The organism is Marinobacter manganoxydans MnI7-9 (genome assembly GCF_000235625.1).
GTDB classification, from domain to species: domain Bacteria; phylum Pseudomonadota; class Gammaproteobacteria; order Pseudomonadales; family Oleiphilaceae; genus Marinobacter; species Marinobacter manganoxydans.
On record NZ_AGTR01000009.1, the window covers coordinates 22,317 to 46,436 of the forward strand.

Below are 24,120 nucleotides of genomic sequence, written 5' to 3' on the forward strand. Positions count from 1 at the left end.
ACAGACCCATCCGACAGAGAAAAACGCTGTTTCCACAACGGTGAGCGCATTCTTCTGGCCTTTGCCAGCCAGACTGACACCGCAAAAGGCCTTGCAACACGGATCTATGAACACAACTCATCCATGTGCGATATGGTAAATCTGGCGGAGATTGAACCCGAGACGCTGGAGCAATACGAGGGTCCGACGGTATCCTGGAAAAATCCGCCAAATCAACCCTAAGTGTCTGAATTTAAAGGGAATATCCGGGGGTGTTCGTTATCTGGCATTAAGCACCACCATTATCGGGCTAACTTATGATCTTGGCGTTAAAATTCAGGGGTTGGACCTTGCGTCTCAAATCCAGGGTGTAGTCGCCAAAGCGGTTGATATGGGCCGTGCGGTACGGCGATAGCCCGCCCAAAACCTCCTTGGTGAGGCCTTGCCCGTCGTCGGCAAATGTTTTTAATGCCTGCGTCATCTGTTCGACGTTGTGCAGTATGACCATGTTGGCTACCAGCTGATTGTATTTGACGACCTTGCGCTGCTCGTGCCGGATATTCTCCGCAATGATCCCCTGCCCACCGAAAAACAACCACTTGGTAAAGTTGTTAAATTCTTCACTCTTGTTAGTAGCTGAATGGATGGTCTTGCGCAGTTCAATTTCATCAATGTACCGCAGTAAGAACAGCGTTCGAACCACTTTCCCGAGCTCTCGGAAAGCGAAATACAGCTTGTTTTTACGGCTGTAAGTTCCGAGACGGCGAAGGATTGTGGAAGCGGTAATCTGCCCTTTCTTGATAGAGACGGCGACTCGGAGCATGTCGCGCAAATGGGTTTCGATCAACTTGAAATTCACGTGCCCTGTAAACAGTGAATCGATATTTTGGTAACGGTATCGCTTATCGGGTCGGCACAGCGTCAGGTCTTGGATGTTGCGGATGCGCGGCATCAGATTAATGCCCAGCAGATAGGCCAACCCGAACACAGGGTAGCTCTGCGCCTGAGTATCACCGTGCAGTGTATCGGGCTGGATGTCGGACTTATTACTCATCAGCCCGTCGAGGATGTAAACGGCTTCGTACACCCCGCAGGGAATAAAATGGCTAAACAGCGCAATGTAGGTGTCGGATACGTGATAGTAACCAATGCCGCCGTAGCCCCCATAGCGGATGTGGTATTCGGAGAGCAGATTCTGCTCATAAAGATCCCACTTGGTACCGTCTGCCGAGACGTGGCGGCCGGTACCCCAGTATTTTGGCAAGTCGAACTTGTTGTAGGCGTTCACCACCTGAACGATGGCTTTATCCAGTCGTTCCTCGGTTGCGTGTTTGAGGTTGAGCCAGGCTACTTGCCGCGAGCTGATGCCTTTGATGGAACGCGCTGTCTGTGTGGGCCCCAGGTTGCATCCATAGCAGAACAGGGTTGTGATGAATCGCTTCTGGGCTTCGTTCAGGCGAGACTCGTTGCCCGACAAGGGCGTGAAGTTGCCGTGTAAATTGAGCCACTTTTCGGTATCGGTTAATACATCGATGATGCTGGTCTGCGGAAGAGTTTGGGTGATGAGCTCGTCAAGCTTTTTCAATTCACTGGTGGGTAGTTCAGCCTTGTGTCGGCGTAACACCAGTCGCCCATTTTGGATGTCCGCGTGCAGGTTTTTCGGGAACCGTTCATCTACCCTCCGGGAGGCCTCTGTAAGCAGGTCTTTCAGATGGACGCAAAATGCCTTGGGCTCGCTCAGCGGTAACTCCACCTGCTGGGCGTACTCCTCAAGCTCCGCATCGAGTGTCTCATCATCAATCAGTTGCTCCCGATAATCATCAAATTGGGCACTGTGTGGTATGTGAAGATCGCCCGATGACAGCTCCTGTTTGATATGGATCAGTATCCACAACTCCAGGTACTTGCGGTGCAATAGATCATAGTCACCCGACTGTTCGGACTTAATGAGCACCAACTTTCGCCACTTCTCCGGCATCCAGCCGGGGTCAAAGGTTTCGCCCATGGTGTCGCTGGCAGCCGCGATTTTAATGTACTCTGCACGGCTCGGCTGCAGAGAGCGAAAGAGCGTAAGCAACGCGTTTGAGCTGGTATCGTTGGAAGTGGATTTGAGTTCCAAAATGGTAAGGCAATTGAACAAGAGTGCCCGCTTCTGGCGATAGGGTGCGAGCATAAAGGGAAAGTAATTGTTGCCGGAATAAGCCATGTGCTCGTTGCAGCGGTCGATCAGCGTACCGCTGTTTTCGCCAATGATGTCCTCAATCGAGGACAAGCGCTGTTGCTGAGAGGTGTCTTGTTCGTAGGCTGTCAGCACATCCTTAAAGGTCTCTATCAACCGATCAACGTGTTTTTGGTGGTCCAGGAGGTATTGCTGTAACGCCGCCTGGGCGTGACTTTCCATGGCGCGAACCATACGGATGAGCAGTTCGGCCACATCATCAAGCGCCTTGCTGTGTTGATTGCGCGTCAGGATGACCGCCAATGCATAACGTTTATTGAATTTCAGGTCGGCCATCTCGGTCGCGTTCAGCGCACGCGCCTCCAACGCCAGCTGCCGGTGTTTGACGATAGGTAACTTGATCGCAGGCATCTCTTCGCCAAGCGTCTGCAGCCAGTGCACATGCTGAAGATAGCTACGCACCTCCTTGTTGCCGGGGCGCTTCGGTTCGCGTTTGAGAATATGCCAGGCACTGTAGGTCTGGCCGTTCGGTGAGAGCAGCTCATTAATCTTCTGCTTCGCCTCGTCAGTAAGCTGGGAGGTGATGGCGCTAAAGCAGCGCTCGTTCACGTGGTTCCGTGCACGCCGTGCCGTACGTTTCAGAACGGTGAAACCCGGCAACTCAAAACGATGGCGCACCAACTCTTCGAGCATGACGTTCACGATGTCCGCAAGCATTTCCTTGGTTTCCGCCGCATCCAGAGCAATCTCGTAAAGCCACTTATTGTCGGTGCCCGCCAAGGGCTTAACATCCAGGTAGGTCCGGATCTGCCTCAGGTGTCGGTGCTTGGCCCCGGATCGGTCGTACTGTAGGAGCTGCGTTTGGGTCGGAAGCTTTCTAAACTGACACTGGAGACCGACATGCTCAATGATTTCCCGTGGCACCGCCGCGAGGGACTGAAAATAGCCCAGGCGCTGAAAGAGCTTAAGATGAAGCAACAGACCCAATCGGGCCACCGGTGTTTTGGCCAGTCGACCCCAGAGCTGCTCAGTGTCGGACGGCGTATAGGATTCTTGCAGCTCTTTTTCGGTGATTTCGGATTTCAGCCGCGGGTAGGCTGTTTCGTGCAGGCTGCTCATGGCTCACGCTCGCTCCAGTTAGTCCCACGTCGTCCCAGTGGCAGGATTCATGATTGTCGCCTCGAGCATGCACTGGTGGTCATTGGCTAAGGCGTGCATTTGCGCGAGCAGCTCATCCAGAACCTCATCAAGGTGCTCCGGGCTGTCATGTGTGATTGTGATGTGATACTGCGTTCCTTGCTCATTGAGCCTGGCCATGGCCCAGTTGGCAAAGCACACGCGCTCGATAAGCTCACGGACTTTCTTTATGCTGCGCACTTGGCTGTTATAGCGCTCCAACCGAAGGGTCACCTCCAGCAGTGTCGATTGCGCCAAAGAAGGAGCGGCCTGATGGCCTTCCAGGCTCTGCTCTATCCGATGCTGGGCGAACGGGTCAGGTGCATCGATGTAGCGCATTGCGGAATGAACGTCTCGCCATCCCACATACTCCATCAAAGACTTTGTGTCCCAGCGCTGGCCATTGGCCCAGCTCGCAAACCCTCGGCGCAAAGAGTGGCTGCTGAAAGCGTCTGAGCCCTCTATGCCTGCCGCTTGGCAACAGGATCTGACGATGGTGATGATACTGTTCGGATGCAGAGCTTCATTCGCAAGTTGGCCCCAACGGTTAATGGCCCGAAATACCGGCCCTTGCTTGATCTGTGCCGCGTTAGTCCATTCCAAATAGGCTTCTACAGGACACAGTTGCCTGAGGGCCGGCGCTTTGAAGTAACGCCCTTGCCCGGAGCGGTCGCTTTTGGTGCGGGGCAGGTAAATCTCCATGCCCGAGCCAGGCTCCACCTGAATATGCTCCGCATGGAGCCGCCCCAACTCGTCGCTGCGAAAGGCCCGCCAAAAACCGATCAGCATAAGTGCTTTGTTGCGAAGCGGTTGCAATGGCAACCGGTGTGTATCTTGTCGAGCAATCTGCTGGTCCAGGTGCGATACGATGGCCGTCAGCTGCACCAACTGGAGGGGTCTGGCCCGCTTTTCTGGGGCAGGGTGCAGTTCGGCAATGCCCTTGAGCACCTTTTTAACATGCGGTGCTTTGGTAGGATCGGGAAAACCTTGCTCAAGGTGCCAGGCCGCCAGACCCGCCAGTCGTTGGCGCAGGGTGTTTAGTGAATGAGCGCGCGCGTGGTCAACCAGGTAACGTGCAACACTGTCGGCCGTGGCCGGCAGAAACCCGCCCCATTCGTCCTCAAAGTGGCGGACTGCTCCTTGGTAGGCTTTGCGAGTATTGGCGCGGGTGCCCGCGCGTATGTAGTGGTCAATGCTGCTCATGCCGACCTTTTAATTTTGGCGAATTATGGACTTAGCGTCCCCAGTATTTCCAGAGCCGCGACGTCGAACGTATAGACGCCTTCAAACGCTTGGCCCCACTCGCGTGCTTGGCGCATGGCTTTATTCACAACGAGTGCGTCGGGAAAGTCAGCGCTCTTTTTCTTGCCACCGACCTTCACCGGCCGCGCCTTCTTATAGTCATTCAGAGCACGCCACACAGTCTGCCTATCCTCAAAGACAATGTTCGGCTCTGCAAACAGCGCACTGATCACGCCAGCAATGGCCTCGCGGTCAAGCTTGTAGCGCTTACCCGTTAGAACCCACATTGTCTCCACCAACACGACATCCGTCACCAGAGCGGGGACAGGTCCCGTGATCAGTGATACGGCCTTATGCGACTGAGCCTTATCGTCCAGCAGTAGGTAACGAAGCAGCACATTGGTATCAATGGCAATCACGCACCGATACCGTTTTGGCGGGAATCGTCCTCACTCACCTGGCGATCCACACGGATGCCCTTGAGAATCCCGCGCGCGGCTCCTGAGACCTTTTTGATGATGGTAATGTGGCCATCGTTGTCCACGTAGCTGTCGTATTCATCACCAGGCTCAATGCCCGCCAGCCGACACTGATCCACAGGCAAGGTGATTTGTCGTTTTGAGCTGACTTTTGGCATGACTAGAACCCTTTACATTAATCAATAGAGTAAAGACTACCGGCCTCTTTGCTTCAGGTCAAGAAGTAAAGGAAATGGCGCTGACCTCGATCTAAACCCTCAGACAGGGCGCACTCGCTCTACAAAACCGATTGATCATCGGTTTTTGTGCTTCTATACTCTAGCTCATCTTCTCACGACCCGTCGCCGGAAAACCTGTGACTCAAGACACCCCTGATAAACTTGCCATTCCACCATTAGGCACTCTCGAAGTAGCGGTGCTGGTACATCTGTGGCGAGTCCCGGAGGCGTCCTCCAAAGAGGTACATGCTGCCATTGGTGTGGCGCGCGGCATTTCAGTGAATACTGTGCAGTCCACGTTGGAACGGCTGTATCGGAAAAAGCTGCTAAAGCGCTTCAAGGCTAGCCATGCATTCCGGTATGCCCCGCAGGTGGCCCGTGAGCAGCTGGTAGCCGGTCTGGTCAACGAGGTGCTCAGCCGCTTCGGCGGCGATACCGCTTCTTCGCTGGCGGCGTCCGTCGAAGCGGCGAATTGGCTGAACGAGGAAGCCTTGCATACGCTAGAGGCTGAACTTAAAAATATGCGTACGCGCGGCGAAGCTCTTCATGTGCGGTAGCATTTTTTGACCTTACAGATGGCTCGACAGGATCCAAACACCGGCTCCGATTAGTGTCAGCCCGTCTAAGATCTCGGTCTTTTGGCCAATTAACGATCCAATTGCCCGTCCCAACATCACTCCAAGCGTAACCATAACGGTCGTCGCCAGACCAATCAGGGCCGCCGCAGTTCAGATGTTGACGTTGATAAATGCCAGGCCAATACCTACAGCCATGGCATCCATGCTCGTGCCGATGGCTGTCAAAGAAACCTTGAGAAATGACTGTCTGGAGGGCTTCGACACTTCTTCAGCGCTGGGTTTCAGGCCTTCATAAAGCATGTGCAGCCCTAGAGCAACCAATAGCGCAAACGCTATCCAGTGATCCCACGCCTCAACGTAAGTCGATGCCGATTTACCAAGCAACCAGCCGACTAAAGGTGTTGCTGCTTCAATTGACCCAAAGATAAGACCCATTCGCAGGGCTCCGCCCGCCCCTTTGCTGATCGCGGCGGCAAAGGCATCGGTGGACATCGCAAGGGTAAGCAAAAGGAGAGCAATCGGGTTCATGCGGTCTGCTCCGGCCGGGCGACTCGAGTCTACGAAAGACCCACACGCCCGACTTCCGGCATGGAGCTATCGATGGTCTCGCCAACCGAGAGGTGTTTTGCACCATTGCGTCCCAAGGTCCACCACCTCTCGAGATTGGGGAAACCGAACAGAATGCGGGTTTTGACCTAAGGGTTTCCTTGTGGTAGTGTCCCGGCCTTAGTCTGGAGAGTCTGTCCGCTTTGATGAAGAATCGTTGGGTAACAATCGTTTTAGCACTGGTGATTGCTCTGCAGTCACTGGCGGCTATTGGCGATACAAACCAACCTCATCCCGCGACGCCTCATCACGCTCATAATCACGAGCATTCCCATGAAGACGTTGTCATTGACTCGGTCACGCTGGAAATGGAGGAGTCTTCCACCTCATCGGACCCTTCGCGGGATCACTCATCTGATCATGGCCATCTAAACCATGCCCATTTTCACATGGTGCTGTTGAGCGCGGCAACGGATATTGCCGTTTTGTCCGCCGGTCAGCGCCTGTCCGACTATCAGGCCAGCCATACTTCAGTCATACCACCCTCTCTGTTCCGCCCTCCAATCGCCTAATCCTACGACCATCCCACTAGGGAAACATCTGTTATTTAGACCTTCGTAGGAGAAGTTACATGCTTTTTTGCAAGCCCATGAGCACTGGGCGGCGTCTACAGCCGCGCCAGACTTATATCCATTTATTGTGTCTGTTCGCGCTGGCGTTCAATGTTGCCGTTGCCCACGCCGAAGAGACGTCCTTAACTCTCGCCAATGCCGTGTCCCGGACGATGGCGCAAAATCCCAGTCTCCGGGTGTTCGACCTTCGCCTGCAGGGGCTTGAGGGAAGCCGTCTCACGGCCAATCAGGCACCAGCGTATGAAGCTGGCCTGGAGGTGGAGAATGCCCTCGGCAGCGGTACCCTGCAGGGTGTCGACGGGGCGGAATACACCCTGTCGCTATCCTCGGTCATTGAGTTGGGAGGCAAACGCCGGGCTCGCACGGGCGCTGTGAGCTCTCGCTATGATCTGATGGAGGCCGAACGTGAAGCCGAGACGCTGGATGTGTTGGGCCAGGTGACTCAACGTTATGTCGCCACCCTGGCGCTGCAGGAAAAGCTCGATTTGGCCACTCAATCCGTGGAATTGAGTGAGGCGATCCTCAACACCGTTACCCGTCGCACCAAGCAGGGCGCCGCACCTGAGGCCGAAGTCCTGCGCGCCAAGGCCGCGCTCGCCCAGAGCCGCATTGCCCATTCTGCCCTGCAAACCGAGTACGAGAAGCGGAAGATGGCGTTGGCATCGCTGTGGGGCGAAACGCGGGTAGATTTTCAGCGGTTGCAGGGAGACCTGTTCCGGTTCGAGTCCAGCGAGCGTTTCGAGGTGCTATACCAGCAGGCCAGCGAGAGCCCCGTGATCCGGGTCTACGCCAGCGAGCGGCGCATGCGCGATGCCGAGATCCGGTTGGCACGAAGCCAATCGGAAAGCGATATCCGCTGGCAGATCGGTGCCCGCCGTTTGGAAACAACGGGTGATACCGCACTGGTGGCCGGCATATCAATGCCACTGTTTGCCGGACGCCGGAACCGGGGCGAGGTGCAGGCAGCCCGAGCGGCGCGCGACGAGGTGCAATACCGCCAAGAGGAAGCGCTGCTACAACTGCACGCTCTGTTGTTCGAGGCCTACCACACCCGTCAACAAAACATCGATGCAGTCGAGCAGCTGCGCTCCACAGTGCTGCCCGATCTGACCAAGGCGCTCGACCTTACCCGGCAGGCCTATGAACGCGGCCGCTACAGCTATGTGGAGTGGACCGCCGCACAGCGCGAACTGCTTTCGGCTCGCGAGGCACTCGTCGAAGCAGCCGCAACGGCGCTGCTCAATCAAGCCCTTATCGAACAGCTTACGGCGCAGTCCATGACCCAAGGCCAGACCGCGTCCGCGCTAAACCAAACACAGGATTATTGAACCATGCAATTGATAAAACCACTCTACTGGATACTGGTGGCCACCTGTCTGGCCGCCAGCCCCCTGCTAGCGGCGCAAGATCGGGACGATGCTTCTAACGAAGCACAACAGACCGCGCCCGAAACCAAAGGACCTCATGGTGGCCTCTTGCTTGAGCGGGACGACGCTACCGTCGAACTGCAGATTTTCGAGCAAGGTGTTCCTCCAGAATATCGTGCCTGGGTGACAAAGGACGGTAAGCCCATGACCGATGGGGTTGACCTCAACGTTCAACTCACTCGTTTGGGCGGACAAGAGGATACCTTTGATTTTGCCTTCCAAGGAGACTATTGGCTGGGGGATGGCGTGGTGACCGAGCCACATTCCTTTGATGTGGAAGTCACGCTTGCCTTGAACGGTAAAAAATACCAGTGGCAATGGGAATCCCACGAAGGCCGTACCCGCATTGCAGCCGATATTGCTGAAAAGGCTGGAATCCGAACAGCTGAGGCCGGTCCGGGCTCGATTGAGCGAACCTTGACCACTTATGGGCGACTGACCACCGCGCCAGAGCAAATCGCGCGGGTGCGCGCCCGCTTTCCCGGCGTCATTACCAGAGTCAATGTTCGTTTGGGAGACCGTGTTGCCAAAGGTGATCTGCTGGCGCAAGTGGAGTCCAATGAAAGTCTTAAAACCTATGATCTGCGCTCACCCATGGATGGCGTGGTAACCGAGCGCCAGATCAGTGTGGGCGAAATCGCCGGTGACCGGCCTCTATTTGCCATCACCGATCTGTTCACCTTGTGGGCGGAGCTTCAGGTATTTCCGGGCCAGCGCACCAAGGTGGCGGTCGGCCAGAAAGTTCTACTGCAAGCCGAGGGATTTAATCAGCAGGCTAACATTAGCCATCTGCTGCCTTCCCCAAACAATGCGCCCTATACCCTGGCCCGAGTGAAAGTGGACAACCCGGACGGCACGCTGAACCCAGGCTTGCTGATGGCGGGGGATATAGTGGTAGAGACCCTTGAGGTGCCACTGGCGGTCGAGAACCGGGCGCTGCAGCCTTTTCGGGATTGGAGCGTGGTATTTATCCAGGTGGGAGATACTTATGAAATTCGCCCACTGGAGCTAGGCCCCAGCGACGGCACTTTGACTGAGGTACTGGGTGGGCTACAAGCGGGTGACCGCTATGTAGTGGACAACAGTTATCTGATCAAGGCCGATATCGAAAAATCCGGCGCATCCCACGACCACTAACCCAGGAGGCTATGATGATAAATGCCATCTTACGCTTCTCGGTAGAGCGGCGGTTTTTAACGTTATCCCTTATTCTGGTGTTGGTCGGTGTAGGCCTGTGGAGCTTTCAGCGCCTGCCGATCGATGCGGTACCAGACATCACCAACGTCCAGGTGCAGATCAATACCGAGGCTCCGGGGTATTCCCCCTTGGAGGCTGAGCAGCGGATCACTTTCCCGGTGGAAACGGCTCTGTATGGTTTGCCTAATTTGTCCTATACCCGCTCAATATCCCGCTACGGTCTGTCCCAGGTCACAGTGGTATTCGAAGAGGGTACGGACATTTATTTCGCCCGAAACCTGATCAATGAACGCCTCGGCACCATCAAGAATGCCCTGCCACCGGGCCTGGAGCCGGAAATGGGTCCCATCGCCACCGGCCTTGGCGAAATCTTGATGTACACGGTCGAAGCGCGGCCCGGCGCCACTCAAGAGGATGGCAGTCCGTTGGACGCCACGGCACTGCGGGAAATTCAGGATTGGATTATCAAACCCCAACTGGCACAGGTGCCTGGGGTGATTGAGATCAACACCATCGGTGGCTACAACAAGCAGTACCACGTCACGCCCTTCCCACAACAGTTGCTGCAATTTGGCGTCACCATGGATGAACTGGCGGACGCACTGCAAGCCAACAACACCAACCGCGGTGCAGGCTATATCGAGCGCAAAGGGCAACAGCTGCTGGTCCGTTCACCTGGACAGTTGGCCTCCATCGCTGAGATTGAACAGGTGGTTATCGCTAATCGGCAGGGCGCACCGGTAAAAGTCAGTGATGTGGCCGAGGTGGCCATTGGCAAGGAACTGCGCACCGGGGCGGCGACCCGCGACGGCAAGGAAACGGTGCTGGGCACGGCCATGATGTTGATGGGAGAGAACTCCCGCTCAGTCGCGCAGGCCGTGGCTGAAAAATTGAAGGCCATTCAGCCTTCACTCCCCGAGGGGGTAAAGGTGGAGGCGGTGTACGATCGCACGACTTTGGTGGACAAGGCCATCGCCACGGTGGAAAAGAACCTGCTCGAAGGCGCATTGCTGGTGATCGTCGTGCTGTTTCTGTTGCTCGGCAATCTACGCGCCGCTCTGATCACGGCGGCGGTAATTCCTTTGTCCATGCTCGCCACCATCACTGGCATGGTGCAATCGGGCGTATCGGCCAACCTGATGAGCCTTGGGGCGCTGGATTTCGGCCTGATCGTGGATGGTGCGGTGATTATTGTCGAAAACTGCATTCGGCGGTTGTCCCAGTCCCAGCATAACGGCCAGTTGCCACTGCGGGAGCGGCTCCAGCTGGTGTACGAAGCCACCAACGAAGTCATTCGCCCCAGTCTGTTCGGTGTCGCCATCATTACCGTGGTGTACTTGCCGATCTTTTCTCTCACCGGCGTTGAGGGGAAGATGTTCCACCCCATGGCGGCCACTGTAGTAATGGCACTGTTATCTGCCATGGTTCTGTCGCTGACTGTGGTGCCAGCCGCCGTTGCAGTGTTACTTCGAGGCAAAATCAGCGAAAAGGAAAGCCCGGTAATCAGCGGTGCCAAATCGGTGTACAAACCAGCGTTGCTTGTCGCGATGAAGTTTCGCTGGCTGGTTTTGGGGTCGGCAACGGCGTTGGTGGCGGTATGTATCTGGTTGGCAACTACCTTAGGTTCGGAATTTATTCCGCAGCTCGACGAAGGGGATATCGCGCTGCACGCGCTGCGTATTCCTGGCACCGGACTTGAGCAATCCATCGCGATGCAGACTCAGCTGGAGGAGACGCTGAAAACGTTCCCGGAAGTGGATAAGGTAGTGGCCAAAATCGGCACTCCGGAGGTGGCTACCGATCCCGTTCCTCCGAGCGTGGCGGATAACTTCGTGATAATTAAACCGCGCGACCAGTGGCCCAATCCCGACAAAACCAAGGATCAACTGGTGGCGGAGATCGAAGAAGCCGTGACCCAACTGCCTGGCAACAAATACGAGTTCACACAGCCCATCGAAATGCGCTTTAACGAGCTGATTTCCGGTGTTCGGGCTGATCTCGGGATCAAGGTGTTTGGTGATGATATGGATCAACTGTTGGCGTCGGCAAAGGCCGTTCAGGAGGTGCTTGAGACCGTTGAAGGCGCGGAGGATATTCTAGTCGAACAGGTCACGGGGCAGCCGATGTTATCGGTGCACCCCAAGCGCATGGCATTATCGCGCTACGGCCTGAATGTCGAAGACGTGCAAGCGCTGGTGGCAACCGGTGTTGGCGGTGAGAACGCGGGCCTGATCTACGAGGGTGACCGTCGCTTTGAGTTAGTGGTACGCCTGCCGGAAACCGTGAGGCGTGACATCGACAGTTTGGCCTTTCTGCCCGTTCCCTTGCCGGACGGCGGCTATGTGCCATTGTCGGAAGTGGCAGAGCTGGAGCTGGCACTGGCACCAACCCAAATCAGCCGGGAAAATGGCAAGCGCCGGGTAGTGGTGACCGCCAACGTGCGGGACCGCGACTTGGGTGGATTTGTCGAAGAAGCACAAGCGCGCATCGCCCAGGAAGTGGATTTACCGGATGGGTATTGGCTGGATTACGGGGGCACCTTCGAGCAACTGCAGTCGGCCAGCGCACGTCTCGCCATTGTGGTACCGATCACGCTGGTGATCATCATTGGCCTATTGGTCATGGCGTTCGGTTCGGTGAAAGACGCCTTGATTATTTTCACTGGCGTACCGCTTGCGCTCACTGGCGGGATTTTATCCCTGTGGTTGCGGGATATGCCGCTGTCGATCTCCGCAGGCGTGGGCTTTATCGCGCTCTCTGGCGTCGCAGTTCTCAATGGTCTGGTGATGGTGGCTTTTATTCGCGACCTGTGGCACGAGCAGGGCGACCTGATGAAAGCGATCGTCGAGGGTGCCCTGATCCGCCTGCGACCGGTACTGATGACGGCCTTGGTCGCAAGCCTCGGCTTTGTTCCCATGGCGCTCAACACCGGTACTGGCGCGGAAGTGCAGCGACCGTTGGCAACAGTAGTGATCGGGGGGATTATTTCCTCGACTTTGTTGACGCTGTTCGTACTCCCGGTGCTTTACGCGCTGTTGCATCGCAAGAAAGCGTAAACGCAGCGTACCTGAATGGGTTCCGGGCGCGCCCGGAACCTGTCGCCGCAACGAAAACCTGGCGGGCATAGCGCAATTGTGAGCTCGCCACTCGATTCAATTATTCATGTGTGATCGAATTCGATCATCACGACAAGAGCGAGAACAACATGTTTAAATTTTATTGATCGCCATTCTGTCCCTTGCCAGTGTCACTGCCTAGGCACATGGCATGTCGGCGGAAGACCAGGCCCGGATACTCAATGCGGGCTACCTGGAGTACATCCGGCTTGGCGCCACCCATATGCTGACTGGATACGATCATTTGCTGTTTCTGTTCGGCGTCATGTTCTTTTTGACGCGCTTTAGCGAGATCATCAAGTTCATCACCGCCTTCACCATCGGCCATTCCATTACCCTGGTGTTCGCCACACTGTTCGGCATTACCGCCAATTACTACCTGATTGATGCGGTGATTGCGCTGACCGTCTGTTACAAAGCCTTCGACAACCTCGGCGGCTTTCAGAAACACTTGCAAATGAAATCCCCGAACCTGACCTGGATGGTGTTTGCCTTTGGTTTGATCCACGGGTTTGGCCTGTCCACTCGGCTTCAGCAGTTGCCGCTGGGCGACGATGGTCTGGTGTTCAAAATATTATCGTTCAATGTCGGCGTCGAAGTGGGACAGATTGTGGCTTTGAGCATCATGCTGGCCGTGCTTATGGTGTGGCGAAAAACCGCATCGTTTGAGCGCTTCAGCAAAGCTTCCAACGTGGGGCTGATGCTTGCCGGTGGTCTGTTGCTGCTGATGCAGTTACATGGGTTTCAGCACACGCAGTACCCGGATGATTTTCCGCTCAACCGGGATGATCACCAACATACCCACGAAGACATGGCGGATAAAAAAGCACCGCTATCGAGCTACCCAAGACGCCTCGAATTACGAGGGCCATCCGCCGACACAGAGGGCGAAGAGCCGGCTGAACAAGCCAGTGAACCTGAAGTCCATCGCCACGAGGACGGTGAACCCCACTCCCATTAATCATATTAAACTTCGAGGAACCCTTATGAAGCTCTTTACTGCCATTTTCACACTTGTTTTATTGGTCGGATCTCAACAGGTGCTTGCACACAGTGACCATGCCCATAAGTCGATTTCAGAAAAATCGGCGCTTGAGCGTGGCAGAGCGGCAACTATGCAACTAACCGAAAAAGACGCAGGCTTAGGCTTCGGAAAGCTTCCCGAAAGCTGGGAGGTAGTTCCTGAAGACGCCGTAAAAATCCATAAGAAAGGCAGCGGTTATTTCATCGTATCGGTCACCAATCGGGCTGAAGCTCAAACACTTTACGTGCTCCTATCGAGTGACGGGGGAGTTTACGATGTAAATTTTACGGGTGAATTCGACGGTTTGGAGTAGAGCATACATGACATGGCATTGGATCATAACCAAATATCTGATTACCGCCGCCGTCGTGGTAGTGGTTTCCGAGGTCGCCAAACGCAGCGACAAGCTGGGCGCTTTGGTTGCGGCATTACCGTTGGTGACGATTCTGGCGCTGATTTGGTTGCACGTAGAAACGCACTCGACAGAAAAAGTGGCGAATCACGCTTGGTATACGTTCTGGTACGTGGTGCCGACACTTCCGATGTTTTTAATATTTCCGACGTTGCTGCCCCGAATCGGCTTTTGGCCTACGCTGTTAGCCAGTGCTTTGGTGATCGCAGCCTGTTTTTGGCTATTTTCGTTACTGGTTGGGCAGCTTGGCATTGAATTGAAGCCGTAGGGAGTGTTACCAGCGTTTTTGTCGAACGAACATCCGCAAAACGGGGCGAGTGTAACGCTGGCCTCGTTCGCGGTTCCCGTAGTGTGGGCACAATTCAGAGCGGTGCAAGACACTTTTGAGTTATTCCCTTGAGTACAATCGAAAAGAGCTGTCCTAATTGACAGAGCCGCTGTAGCGTCAATTCGACAATTACGTCCAGTTTGGCCTCTTGCAACGTGTCTAAATAGACTCCATCTGTACGCATTTTGGCGTCGAGCTGAAGAAAATTCACCCTAACATTAGATAATCTATTATTATCCTGTGTCATATCTAAGCTATACAAAGTCTAAAGCACGAGCTAAAATTGTATGTATATACATAGTACGTAATACAGTACGAAATAAGCAGGAGGGAATTCCATGGCACGTGGCGGTATCAACAAAGCACTGGTGACCAGGGCCCATCAGGCCGTTCTAGCCAGGGGGGAAAACCCCTCCATTGACGCGATACGTATAGAGCTCGGTAATACCGGCTCCAAATCAACGATTCATCGCTATCTCAAAGAGCTGGAGGAGGAGGCGTCCACCAGACTCGACGATGAGGCCCTATTGAGCCAGCCCATTAAGGACCTCATTGCGCGCCTGGCATCGCGCCTTCAGGAAGAGGCCCACGGCATCGTCGAAGAGAGTAAAAGCCGCTATGAACACCAGATCAAAGAGCTCTCTGACCGCTGCACCGCGCTCACTCAAGAGGCTGGCCAGCTGGGCGATCAGCAGAAAGTGTTGGAATCGCGCCTTGATGAGACGAGTGCGCAACTGGCTGCCAAATCCGCAGCCTGCGATGCCTTAGATAAACAACTCAACGAGGCGGGTCAGCGCGAGGCCAGCACGACGGCGCTGCTCAAGGAAAAGCAGGCTCATATCGAATCCCTTGAGGAAAAGCACCGTCACAGCCGGGAGGCACTGGAGCATTATCGTGAATCGGTGAAAGAGCAGAGGGATCAGGATCAGCGCCGGCATGAGCAACAAATTCAGCAGCTTCAGGCCGAGATTCGCACGTTAAACCAGACAATCTCCGTCAAGCAGGGCGACCTGACCCAGCTCAACAAGGATAACGCGCGCCTGGTGAGCGAGTTGGGCGCTGCGCGCAAAGCAACACAGGACCTCGAATCGAAGCTTAATCGGACTGACGCGAAGCTTGAAGATGCCAATAAGCAATTGCAAACCCAGACGACGGATCTGCAGCAGTACGCCGACAGCGCTCAGCGCCAGGCCTCGCAAATTGATGAGCTGACGCAACGCCTTGAATCGGCGCAAAGCAAGGTGCAAGATTTTACCGTCAGCCAGGCCAAACTGGAGACTGAGCTATCGGTTAAGAACGATATGATTGAGCGCCTAATGGCTGAAAAGCGGCGTCAACACGACAAACCAGCCACTTAAGGAACGGGGCTACAGAGCCTTACAAGGTTTTCAGTATTTCCACTTGCAATCAACGATATACAGAACATTCGGCTAAATTTAGCACTATTACCGGCCGCACCTCGTGAAGAGCGTAGGGGAAGGTATCAATGAAAGATCAAGGGTTTCTGAATAGCGAAAATAGTTTTGTTATCAATAGCTTATCTCAACTTTGGCGGATATTTCCAGAATCCCGTCCGACCCTCTGCATGCTTCATTTGGACGTATTCGGGATTTAGTGGAGTTTAGCACCGCTGCAGTATGCTTTCTGTAACGGCCTGAAAGTGCAATGCCCTCGGCGCTTCAGCGTTGATCGGCCAATCGCAAAGAGATAGAAGGATTTGAAGGGGTAATCTTCGCTGGAGATACGAGGGCCGGTTGTTGTTTCCGGCCATCTCCGGCTCTATACTGTTATCATATGAAGTATTGGAGCTTATCAAATGATAACTATTGAGTCCGGCGGAAAAGACAAATCCCGCAGCGAAGCAATGAAGGTGTTTAAGCCTCAGCTTGAAAAGCGGACGCAAAGCGATGATGAGCTACGCGCCCAGAAAGAGCTGGTGGTGAAGATCATCTTTAACAGAAATTCTACTCACCGAAAGGAAAATTCGGACATCGTTCATTCCATTATGGAAGGGTTTCCTGCGGCGGCAGTATCTCGGCTCGTTGAGTACCTCAACATCCGTCAGAATGAGATGTTAAAGCTTCTGCACATTACATCGGCAACTTTCAGTCGGCGCAGGAAAGACGGTAAGCTCGAGTCTGTCGAGTCCGATCGGGTCTACCGGTACACGCGTTTGGCTGCATTGGCTACGGATATGTTTCATGGTGATGGAGAGGCAGCCCGGCACTGGCTCAAGAGTCCTGCTTACGCCTTCAAAGGTGAAACACCGCTGGAACATGCTCAAACTGAATATGGTGCTCGTGAGGTAGAGAATCTGATCGGACGGATTCGACATGGAATTCCTTCATGAGTGATTTGAAGTTATTCAGGATATGCGACCCACAATACGCCGAGACTCCTGATCAGATGCTTTCTGGAGAGGGGGCTTTTCGATATGGGGGGCGCTGGAATACTCCTGGGAGTCGAGTTGTCTATTTAGCGGAATCCCTGTCGCTGGCTGCCTATGAGTTGCTTGTGCATGTTCCTGACCAGGTTATTGCCCCCTACAAACGGATCAAGGTTGAGGTGCCGGAGAAGCTAATCATGACTCTGGATGATTCTGTGCTTCCAGATGATTGGCAAGAACCCGGCCACCCTGACTTGGTAGCGATCGGTGATGACTGGATTGCCAGCGAACAGTCTTTGGGCCTGTCAGTACCTAGCGCCCTAATCCCTGGAGAACGAAACGTAATGCTGCTTAGAGATCACCCCGATTTTGACAAAGTGCGGACTGGCGAGATTGAAGATTTTCGGTATGACGCTCGGCTTACAGGAATTATGAAAAAGCGCTTATCATCGGTTGACCATGATGACGAAAACCACTGAACTCAGCCATCAAGGACAATCGCTAGTGATCGCTTAGGGTGCATCGCACACTCGCCGAATTTCTTGGGATCCCCAAATCAGGACGCAAGGTTTGCCCGAGCGGTCCCATACAGCAATCGCAGGGTCTACGCATTCTGCAGCAAGCGCCCTCGCCTTTTGTTCAGCCTCATGCAATGTAGCAAATCCGTGCTGGTCGGTCCTATCAGCCGTAAAATAACCACAGTAAAATTCTGATTCTTTCATCTCATACCTGCCTTGGTATTGCCGCATTCAGTTCAAAAGAAGGCTCGCACTCCTGCTGTATTGATCAATCAATTGTCTGTACTGGTTTACGGTATCTGAATCCAAACCAATTGCTTCACCCCGCGTTGCCAACTCATGGGCTGCAGCAACGAGAGCGCCATCAAGCTTGTCCTCGTAACGGGTGTCTTTCAGATTTACGTCAATGGCGGATTGAAGGACTTTCAAACCGTCGTGAAGGGTCTGCCTGGAATTGGAGAGCCAAAAGCCAACCCGGTAGCGACAGGGAGCAAAACCAACTTCGGCACATCGGCTAAAGGCGTCCATTGTCTCTTGCGCTACCTCTCTGAGACCACTGTTCTCAATGCTTGGCGCCATAGGAATGGCAACGTCCGGCCCGTTGACCAAATGCTTCAGAAGATTGGTTTCGGCCACAAAATAGTCCGCCGGCCAGTATCCTTGTTCTGAGGCCTTTTTCATTAGGTCATAGGCAGCCTTGTCCCGATTCGGTATATCCGCTTCAGCAAATAGCAGAAGCAGAGCATTGTTGACCAGGACATCAACACTCATGTCCCCGCTGGTCAGCCGGTTTACCCAGTGATTCGGTCCGTAATGAACAATGAAAGGGATACCAACCTCTTCCTCAAAATGTGGTGACGTTGGCGTGGTGTGGTCCATGCCGATTGCTAAAAGCAGCGTTTGCAGGCGCTCTTCGCTGGTGTCCAGGTTGTGACCGAAAATTTCCGAGACGAGATCAAAGGTAACCTCTGGGAACGGCTTACCAGGAAGAGCTTCAGAGGAGGCCAAGACCGGTCCAGCCATCATGGCACCTACCAAACAAAGAGAGCCGACTAACCTCTTCATTTCACGAGCTCCCGGTCCCTTACCTCGTCGATCTGCCAACTGTCGATGTCTGTTGAGTAGCGAAGCTCGATGGTGCGTGCAATTGTCGGAACGTAGTCCACACAGGTGTTGGTCACCAGGTAATGCAGTTCAGATTGCCGGGTTTGAGAACCATAGGTTTTGGCGTTCTGGAACATGAGATTCTCGCACTTTGCATTCATCCGCTCGAGTTCGAGAACACGATGCTGCTCGATGTCAGTGCCTTGGCCGGTCGTCTGAGACAATTGAGCGACTACTTCGTTTAAAGAGCGGCGGTATTTTCGACTGTAGAAGACATTTAAATCTCGATCAGACAAGCCAACCGCAGCCTTGTCGTAGTAGATTTCAACCAATTCTCTGGCGTTCGCTTCCGTTGCCAAACGCAGAGACTTTCGGTCGTATTCAGGGGGATCGGCGAGCGCCAATGTGCTCAAGCCTGCCGAAAGGAGCAACAGGGTCAGTTTTTTCATCACTTATCTCCAAAGTAGCCTTTGCGGTCCATTTTGAGCTTCCGCCAAATCGGCAGAATCTTCTGCACCAGCTCATCACGATTTCGAATCGCTCGAATTCGAATGATCGGTTGATCCGCATCTTTTGTTTCAAGGACCAGCGTGGACAGACCGAACAGCCCCATGAGCCCTGCCGGCGGACTCTTGATATCCGAGACCTCTGACATCTCGCAGAACAACTCTTGGCGGAAAATTGAGGTAATGCCCTTCGCTTCTTTGATCTTGTTGCGGGTGATAACTGTCCGCTCACACTTCACAGTTAGGTAGGACATGAGAACGTTCAGGACGCCAACGATGAGAAGCCCGTAGATTGAATACCTGACGACTTGATCGATCAGTGGTGTGTATTGCGCTTTAAGGCCTGCGTTCCACAACACCAGGCCAACGCCGGCTGCCGCAAAAACAAGGCCCCAAAAGATAAAGCTGCCAAGATTCACTATCTGGGATGGACTGCCCTCCCAGACGACTTCTTCGTTGTCATATGAAACGGGGGTGCTAGCGTCCAAAGGATCCGATTTCGGATTCGCTTCAGCCTCGATTTGATTGGTTTCACTCATGATGTCGTCCTATGCAGCTCGAGCATGTTCCAGGCAAGCCAGTGCCGTCGTAATCGACGCAGTTGCCGGAACGTCGGGCTGGTGCCTGTTGGGTTTATGGTGGAGGTGGCCTGTCGAGCCCAGAACGAGGTGAACCACTGGTCTCAGTCCGGCGGAAGCCAAAAGCCAATTGTCTGGTTGATGATCAACAACGATCAGAACATCCTGCGGGCGGGATTGGGCAATCACGCTGCCCAATATGGTTTCCGGATCCCTTGCCAGGTCCAGATTGTCTAAAACCAGGACCGGGCACTCTGAGGGAATCTGAATCACGTTCTGCCTCTTGCACTCAATCAGGCAAAACTTAGAAAAGTGTTCGAGCAACTGAAATAAACTTCGTTCGATGGCCGCGTCGGCAGTGTGGAATTTGGTAACCCGCATGACATTCATTGTTACCGCCCTCACCTTAAAGCCCGCTCAAACGCGCCAAGCAACAACATGAAGCTGATCGACATGCCCAGTGCGGTGATTGCTCGACTGATGCTGCGATACACACGTTCTTTCTCTTTATAAAGTCCTATTACAGAAAGCCCGATCTCTACGCAGGCAAAGAGAATTCCCATCTTCGCGGAGATGAAGAGCAACAGAGGAAACGTCATGCTGACCGGGTCACCCATCTGGATGATGACAAACATCGCGATCGCAGCAGCCAAGACAACGAGAATCGGGTATGACCGGGGCGAGCGAAGCCAGCGGGAAAGCATCTTTTACAAACCAGACGCGATTTTCGGACGCGTCCATACTTTGACGGGCGGATGATCAGCTTTTCTGTCTGCCAGGACACCATCAAACATCGCCACCAGCCGAATCACTGAAATCCCCTCTTTTACTGCAAGAGCGATAATTCGGAAATAAGCCGCAGTGGCTGAATCGGCCGTTGCCTCGAACTGGTATTTGGTCCGATTTTCCGTATACACGTCGGCATTGAAAAATTGCCCATCACAAAGCCGGCCGCCGAAGTTCGCGTGAACGATATTGGTCAAAAGGTCACCCCGTCAGAGAAAAAGTGAAGCGAAAAGGACCAGTGCGGCGCCTGTGATGACAACATTGATCTGTCGATCCTGAGACAGAAGCTGCTCACGCTGCTGGCCGTCGATCTTTCCGGACTGGAAAAGCCGGTTAACGAGCCATCTGATAAACGGTGTGGTGATGAACATGAAGGCGCCCTCCTGAGCTTTTTGCCAGTCTATTGAGGCCACTCGACGAATTGGAGATCAAAAGGTCAGCGGAGTGTGACCTTTTAAAATTCGGGTCTCGGGTAGTCCCCGGCGGCCAGAGCCTGCTCAACAAGCGCAATCTGAAACACCAGGTATGCGGCTGTATTCAGATTCTGCGAGTCATCCAACCACGACTGAAGTGTTCCAGCTTCCTGCTGCTTGAAGACTTCAAAGGCGTCGGCGCGCGCAACCGCGGGGTTGATGTTGCTGTAGGGCAGGAAACTGGCAAGAGAGTGTTGCCGAGCCAGGCGAAGGATCACTTCGCGTGCTCTATCGAGGATCTTCCTATCATTCCGGTACAAAACACCGACCGGCGTGCGCAAAGCCATCCAGGTAGCAATGTCCGCCAGCAAGAATCGTCCTGATAGTGAGTAGTGAACGAGGATGATCGAAGCCGAAACCAATCCCACCTGATCAGCAATGCCGGCCGCCTCGAACCGAAAGCTCAGTTCAACCAGAAGAAACACTGACAAAGCCCAGATGACAAGTGAGGCTCCAGCCGCAATCAGGCGAGCCGGTGTACTGGACAGACCTTGAAAACTAACCGTCTTGAGCAGTTCTGATGTGAAACTCATGTCCCCGATGTCCCTGTTTTATTGACTTATTCTTAGCTTCTCACAGAATTCTTCACGAGCAAGAGCCTTACGCCGTCGGCAAATAGCAGTTATGAATTTCGTGGGAATAGCGGGTTCAGAGACAGACGTCTATTTAAGAGCGGTCTATTCGGTCGGTTTGCCCAAATCAACAAACGCTATGGTCGCAAAGCGAACATTCAGACTTGGGGGTAACGCGCTTGTTTATCGGCGCCCATGCAGAGCAGCGAAATGGGCGTCCGGTGGAAGGCCGGAGGCCTAGAACGTATTACAACTATTTGTTAAGTGCTTTACTCCAAGTCCTTGACTTGGTGACCTCCCACTCTGTTTTCAGAATTTTCTGCAGCTCCTCGACAATGACCTCAATTTTTTCATCTTTAAGGGTCATCGTATTGAAGTCGTATACGTCCCTTTTCACGCCATCAAGGACTTCAAAGAGTCGCTTCGTCTCAGGCTCATTCAGCTTGAAGAGCATTTTCAGCTTTGATGCCAACCGATAATACTGAGAGCGCTTCTCGGTCAGAGGCCCGAAGACATTTTCAATTTCCTGCTCAAACCTTTCAAAGGCCGGATGATCACCGTGATTGGCTGCGTCACGCTTGTTCTCAACAGCTATGTTGCGCCTTACCGATAGGAAATGGAGCTCATGTACCACTTGGCAAAGTTGAGAACCGGTTTCTCGAACTTCTTGAAGCCATTGATGCCGAAATTCAGAAACTTTGTTCTCGTGTTCATCCTTCCTTGATTTTTCAGCTAACGAATTCTGAGACGCCACGGCCGATCTATTCGAAAAATACGTTACAGTCGCTGCAGCAACGACTATGAGAATAGTTATTAAAAATGGCAGGTTTTGAAGCAGGATATCCCACCAAGAACTTGGAGATTCGGCTAGCTCCAGCGGAATCTTGCCATCAAAGGCTATTACATGGCTTGTCTGCGTCTGACTCATAAACGCCCTGTACAATTAACGGCGCGCTCTGCGGAAAATTTTTTCGACAGCAGCACTTTGTTAAGTGATTTCAATCCAATGCTATCCATTTAGCCCGGATTTCTCATAGGTCCCCAGCAAGTCTCGCAGACTGTGCGGGTTATCGCCATGACCGCTCATTTGCGGCCGTGATTGATTAATAATCGATCAATTTCTGTTGTCCGGACACACGGCCCCCTTTCCCCCATTGAGTCGGGCCGGGGGAGCCCGGGCTTCTATCCCGGAACCAGTCGACGCACCAGGCCAGAGAGTTCGTCTTTGTAAGGGTAGCTCTCACTCATCAGCACCCGGATTCGACGGGTATTGCGTATGATCACCGCGCCAACCTTGATCAGCTTCAGCCGCAGGTTACTGGCGCTCATTCTCTCGAAGGGCGTCTTTTTCAGGTGGGCCCGTAATCGCTCGAACAACGTGTAGGCAAAGCCCGGCAGGAGCAACCGCCACTGATTGGTCCACCACCGCGTGCTGGAGGTGCGATCTGCGAACAGACACAACTGCTGATCCTTAATCCGGTTTTCCATGTCGCCCCGGGCACAGTATTGCTCGTAGTAGAGTTTAACGCCGTCGTCGTAACGGGAACTGATGATGAACCTGGGGTTGGCACCCAGTTCGCCTTCTTCCAGCCGGGCGACCACCCAGCGGGGGTGTTTCCAGGTGCGGGCCTGGTATTGGAACCGGTAGGTGGCGGAGACTTTTTCACCCAGTTCGTCGTGAGCCTTGCGAACCAGCATTGAGGGTGCGTCTACCTCCTTGAGCAGTCGGCTGTTCTTACTGATACCGACCAGATAATCCACCTGATTCCGGTCGCACCAGCTCAACAATCGAGGACGATAAAAGCCGCTGTCACCCCGGAACACGATGCGGGTATCCGGCCAGAACTGTCGGATGAACCTCACCAGCAGGGCCAAGATGGCCCAGCTGTGGCGGCTGTCGCTTCGGTTGCTGGTGCGCAGGTAGCTCACTAGCAGATGGCGACCGCAGAACACGTACAATGGGAAGTAACAATGGTGATCGTAGTAGGCGTTAAAGAACTTGCCGGGCTGGTCGCCATGCACCGGAACATCAGTGCCATCAAAATCCAGCACAATTTCCTTGGGTGGAGTCTCGTGCTGTTCAATGAAGTGATGCCACAGCAGTTCGTGGGCTTTGACAACCGCCTGCCGGTCCACGCGCTGTTCCATGCGGCACAAGGTCGATTTGCCCGCCAGAATGGCATCTTCACCGGTCGCGGTCTGAAGTGCCTGATCAGCGCGTAGCGCCTCGTGATCGTTCAGGTCTTCGTACCCGGCGGCCACGCCAAAGACCCGCTGCCGGATCATGGTCTGAAGCTTGTGGCGAACCAGTACCGGATTACGGGCATCGTTCAGAACCGTAGCCAGGCGCTGAGTGAGTTGGTGTTGTTTGTCGACTTCGCGAAGCAGGAGCAATCCGGCATCGGAGGTGATGTGGCCACCGGAGAAGTCGGCTTCAATTTGACGGCGAGAGAGTGGCGAGAAGGTCAGTTTTTCAGGTACCATTTTGGATAGCGGCTGTTGGTGCTTGGTGAACGGTGTAAGGTCCTGAAACTATAGCACTTTCAGCCGCTTTCTTTTATCCCGTCATGAGAAATCCGGGTTAGTCTGTATAACGCCAGCGCACAACGGCGCCCTTGAAATGGAGGCGCCGCCGCAATGTAAAGGGCGGCCGCAGGCCGTGAA

Annotated in this window: 25 protein-coding genes and 1 pseudogene; 12 read left to right on the top strand and 14 right to left on the bottom strand. The window is 54.0% G+C overall.

From position 1 onward, the window contains the following. Positions 1 to 289 precede the first annotated feature (289 nt). Genes KYE_RS01505 through KYE_RS01520 form a run of 4 tightly spaced genes read right to left on the bottom strand, consistent with a single transcriptional unit; the run spans position 290 to position 5,213 of the window. Complete coding sequence (locus KYE_RS01505) at positions 290 to 3,277, bottom strand: Tn3 family transposase (protein WP_008169724.1); 2,988 nt, start codon at positions 3,275 to 3,277, stop codon at positions 290 to 292. 18 nt (positions 3,278 to 3,295) lie between these two features. Further along, on the bottom strand, positions 3,296 to 4,537 hold the full coding sequence (locus tag KYE_RS01510; RefSeq protein ID WP_008169727.1) for a site-specific integrase: 1,242 nt from the start codon (positions 4,535 to 4,537) through the stop codon (positions 3,296 to 3,298). Between the two features lie 23 nt (positions 4,538 to 4,560). Further along, positions 4,561 to 4,995 (bottom strand): PIN domain-containing protein, encoded by a 435-nt coding sequence (locus tag KYE_RS01515; protein WP_008169729.1) that lies wholly within the window; start codon positions 4,993 to 4,995, stop codon positions 4,561 to 4,563. After that, positions 4,992 to 5,213 (bottom strand): AbrB/MazE/SpoVT family DNA-binding domain-containing protein, encoded by a 222-nt coding sequence (locus tag KYE_RS01520; RefSeq protein WP_008169731.1) that lies wholly within the window; start codon positions 5,211 to 5,213, stop codon positions 4,992 to 4,994. Before KYE_RS01520 ends, KYE_RS01515 begins: the two co-directional genes overlap by 4 nt. A gap of 197 nt (positions 5,214 to 5,410) precedes the next feature. Here KYE_RS01520 and KYE_RS01525 point away from each other — a divergent pair, with 197 nt between their 5' ends. After that, positions 5,411 to 5,830, top strand: a complete 420-nt coding sequence (locus tag KYE_RS01525) for a BlaI/MecI/CopY family transcriptional regulator (RefSeq protein WP_050898225.1) — start codon at positions 5,411 to 5,413, stop codon at positions 5,828 to 5,830. 12 nt (positions 5,831 to 5,842) lie between these two features. Here KYE_RS01525 and KYE_RS01530 read toward each other — a convergent pair. Continuing rightward, a pseudogene (locus KYE_RS01530) lies at positions 5,843 to 6,379 on the bottom strand (manganese efflux pump MntP family protein). A gap of 221 nt (positions 6,380 to 6,600) precedes the next feature. Here KYE_RS01530 and KYE_RS01535 point away from each other — a divergent pair. From KYE_RS01535 to KYE_RS01580, 10 genes are all read left to right on the top strand, one after another. Continuing rightward, positions 6,601 to 6,969 (top strand): hypothetical protein, encoded by a 369-nt coding sequence (locus KYE_RS01535; protein ID WP_139043650.1) that lies wholly within the window; start codon positions 6,601 to 6,603, stop codon positions 6,967 to 6,969. A 59-nt stretch (positions 6,970 to 7,028) separates the two neighbouring features. Next, entirely contained in the window at positions 7,029 to 8,357 is a 1,329-nt protein-coding gene (locus tag KYE_RS01540) for a TolC family protein (protein WP_008169739.1), read from the top strand. 3 nt (positions 8,358 to 8,360) lie between these two features. Further along, on the top strand, positions 8,361 to 9,593 hold the full coding sequence (locus tag KYE_RS01545) for an efflux RND transporter periplasmic adaptor subunit (RefSeq protein WP_008169740.1): 1,233 nt from the start codon (positions 8,361 to 8,363) through the stop codon (positions 9,591 to 9,593). Between the two features lie 14 nt (positions 9,594 to 9,607). Further along, positions 9,608 to 12,709 (top strand): efflux RND transporter permease subunit, encoded by a 3,102-nt coding sequence (locus tag KYE_RS01550; RefSeq protein ID WP_008169741.1) that lies wholly within the window; start codon positions 9,608 to 9,610, stop codon positions 12,707 to 12,709. Between the two features lie 211 nt (positions 12,710 to 12,920). Next, positions 12,921 to 13,730 (top strand): HupE/UreJ family protein, encoded by an 810-nt coding sequence (locus KYE_RS01555; protein ID WP_008169742.1) that lies wholly within the window; start codon positions 12,921 to 12,923, stop codon positions 13,728 to 13,730. A gap of 25 nt (positions 13,731 to 13,755) precedes the next feature. Beyond that, on the top strand, positions 13,756 to 14,106 hold the full coding sequence (locus KYE_RS01560; protein ID WP_008169744.1) for a DUF6488 family protein: 351 nt from the start codon (positions 13,756 to 13,758) through the stop codon (positions 14,104 to 14,106). Positions 14,107 to 14,113: 7 nt separating this feature from the next. Further along, positions 14,114 to 14,473, top strand: a complete 360-nt coding sequence (locus tag KYE_RS01565) for a DUF3147 family protein (protein ID WP_008169746.1) — start codon at positions 14,114 to 14,116, stop codon at positions 14,471 to 14,473. A 398-nt stretch (positions 14,474 to 14,871) separates the two neighbouring features. Continuing rightward, on the top strand, positions 14,872 to 15,891 hold the full coding sequence (locus KYE_RS01570) for a DNA-binding protein (protein ID WP_008169747.1): 1,020 nt from the start codon (positions 14,872 to 14,874) through the stop codon (positions 15,889 to 15,891). A 458-nt stretch (positions 15,892 to 16,349) separates the two neighbouring features. Then, positions 16,350 to 16,883, top strand: a complete 534-nt coding sequence (locus KYE_RS01575; RefSeq protein WP_008169748.1) for an antitoxin Xre/MbcA/ParS toxin-binding domain-containing protein — start codon at positions 16,350 to 16,352, stop codon at positions 16,881 to 16,883. Further along, positions 16,880 to 17,398 carry an RES family NAD+ phosphorylase gene (locus KYE_RS01580; protein ID WP_008169749.1) on the top strand — a complete coding sequence of 173 codons (519 nt, stop codon included), beginning with the start codon at positions 16,880 to 16,882 and terminating at the stop codon, positions 17,396 to 17,398. The genes KYE_RS01575 and KYE_RS01580 overlap by 4 nt, the downstream gene beginning before the upstream one ends. 270 nt (positions 17,399 to 17,668) lie before the next feature. Here the strand turns inward: KYE_RS01580 and KYE_RS01590 are convergent, their stop codons facing one another. The 3 genes from KYE_RS01590 to KYE_RS01600 are packed head-to-tail and all read right to left on the bottom strand — an operon-like array spanning position 17,669 to position 19,586. Beyond that, positions 17,669 to 18,502 carry a hypothetical protein gene (locus KYE_RS01590; RefSeq protein WP_227497718.1) on the bottom strand — a complete coding sequence of 278 codons (834 nt, stop codon included), beginning with the start codon at positions 18,500 to 18,502 and terminating at the stop codon, positions 17,669 to 17,671. Beyond that, positions 18,499 to 18,990, bottom strand: a complete 492-nt coding sequence (locus KYE_RS01595; protein ID WP_008169753.1) for a hypothetical protein — start codon at positions 18,988 to 18,990, stop codon at positions 18,499 to 18,501. Before KYE_RS01595 ends, KYE_RS01590 begins: the two co-directional genes overlap by 4 nt. Further along, the gene (locus tag KYE_RS01600) at positions 18,990 to 19,586 is read right to left on the bottom strand and encodes a hypothetical protein (protein ID WP_008169755.1); all 597 of its coding nucleotides are present in this window, start codon (positions 19,584 to 19,586) and stop codon (positions 18,990 to 18,992) included. The genes KYE_RS01595 and KYE_RS01600 overlap by 1 nt, the downstream gene beginning before the upstream one ends. A 24-nt stretch (positions 19,587 to 19,610) precedes the next feature. Between KYE_RS01600 and KYE_RS21420 the strand changes: the two genes are divergently transcribed. Beyond that, positions 19,611 to 19,862 (top strand): hypothetical protein, encoded by a 252-nt coding sequence (locus KYE_RS21420; RefSeq protein WP_139043651.1) that lies wholly within the window; start codon positions 19,611 to 19,613, stop codon positions 19,860 to 19,862. A 164-nt stretch (positions 19,863 to 20,026) separates the two neighbouring features. On the opposite strand, the gene KYE_RS01610 is transcribed toward KYE_RS21420, so the two are convergent. From KYE_RS01610 to KYE_RS01630, 6 genes are all read right to left on the bottom strand, one after another. After that, positions 20,027 to 20,329 carry a hypothetical protein gene (locus KYE_RS01610; RefSeq protein ID WP_008169759.1) on the bottom strand — a complete coding sequence of 101 codons (303 nt, stop codon included), beginning with the start codon at positions 20,327 to 20,329 and terminating at the stop codon, positions 20,027 to 20,029. Positions 20,330 to 20,332: 3 nt separating this feature from the next. Continuing rightward, a complete protein-coding gene (locus KYE_RS01615) occupies positions 20,333 to 20,608 on the bottom strand; it encodes a hypothetical protein (protein ID WP_008169760.1) in 276 nt (91 codons plus the stop codon). A 12-nt stretch (positions 20,609 to 20,620) separates the two neighbouring features. Then, positions 20,621 to 20,782 (bottom strand): hypothetical protein, encoded by a 162-nt coding sequence (locus tag KYE_RS21340; protein WP_008169762.1) that lies wholly within the window; start codon positions 20,780 to 20,782, stop codon positions 20,621 to 20,623. A gap of 83 nt (positions 20,783 to 20,865) precedes the next feature. Beyond that, positions 20,866 to 21,417 carry a hypothetical protein gene (locus KYE_RS01620; RefSeq protein WP_008169764.1) on the bottom strand — a complete coding sequence of 184 codons (552 nt, stop codon included), beginning with the start codon at positions 21,415 to 21,417 and terminating at the stop codon, positions 20,866 to 20,868. Between the two features lie 292 nt (positions 21,418 to 21,709). Continuing rightward, positions 21,710 to 22,384 carry a hypothetical protein gene (locus KYE_RS01625; RefSeq protein WP_008169766.1) on the bottom strand — a complete coding sequence of 225 codons (675 nt, stop codon included), beginning with the start codon at positions 22,382 to 22,384 and terminating at the stop codon, positions 21,710 to 21,712. 254 nt (positions 22,385 to 22,638) lie between these two features. Then, positions 22,639 to 23,940 carry an IS1380 family transposase gene (locus tag KYE_RS01630; RefSeq protein WP_008169769.1) on the bottom strand — a complete coding sequence of 434 codons (1,302 nt, stop codon included), beginning with the start codon at positions 23,938 to 23,940 and terminating at the stop codon, positions 22,639 to 22,641. Positions 23,941 to 24,120: the final 180 nt, after the last annotated feature.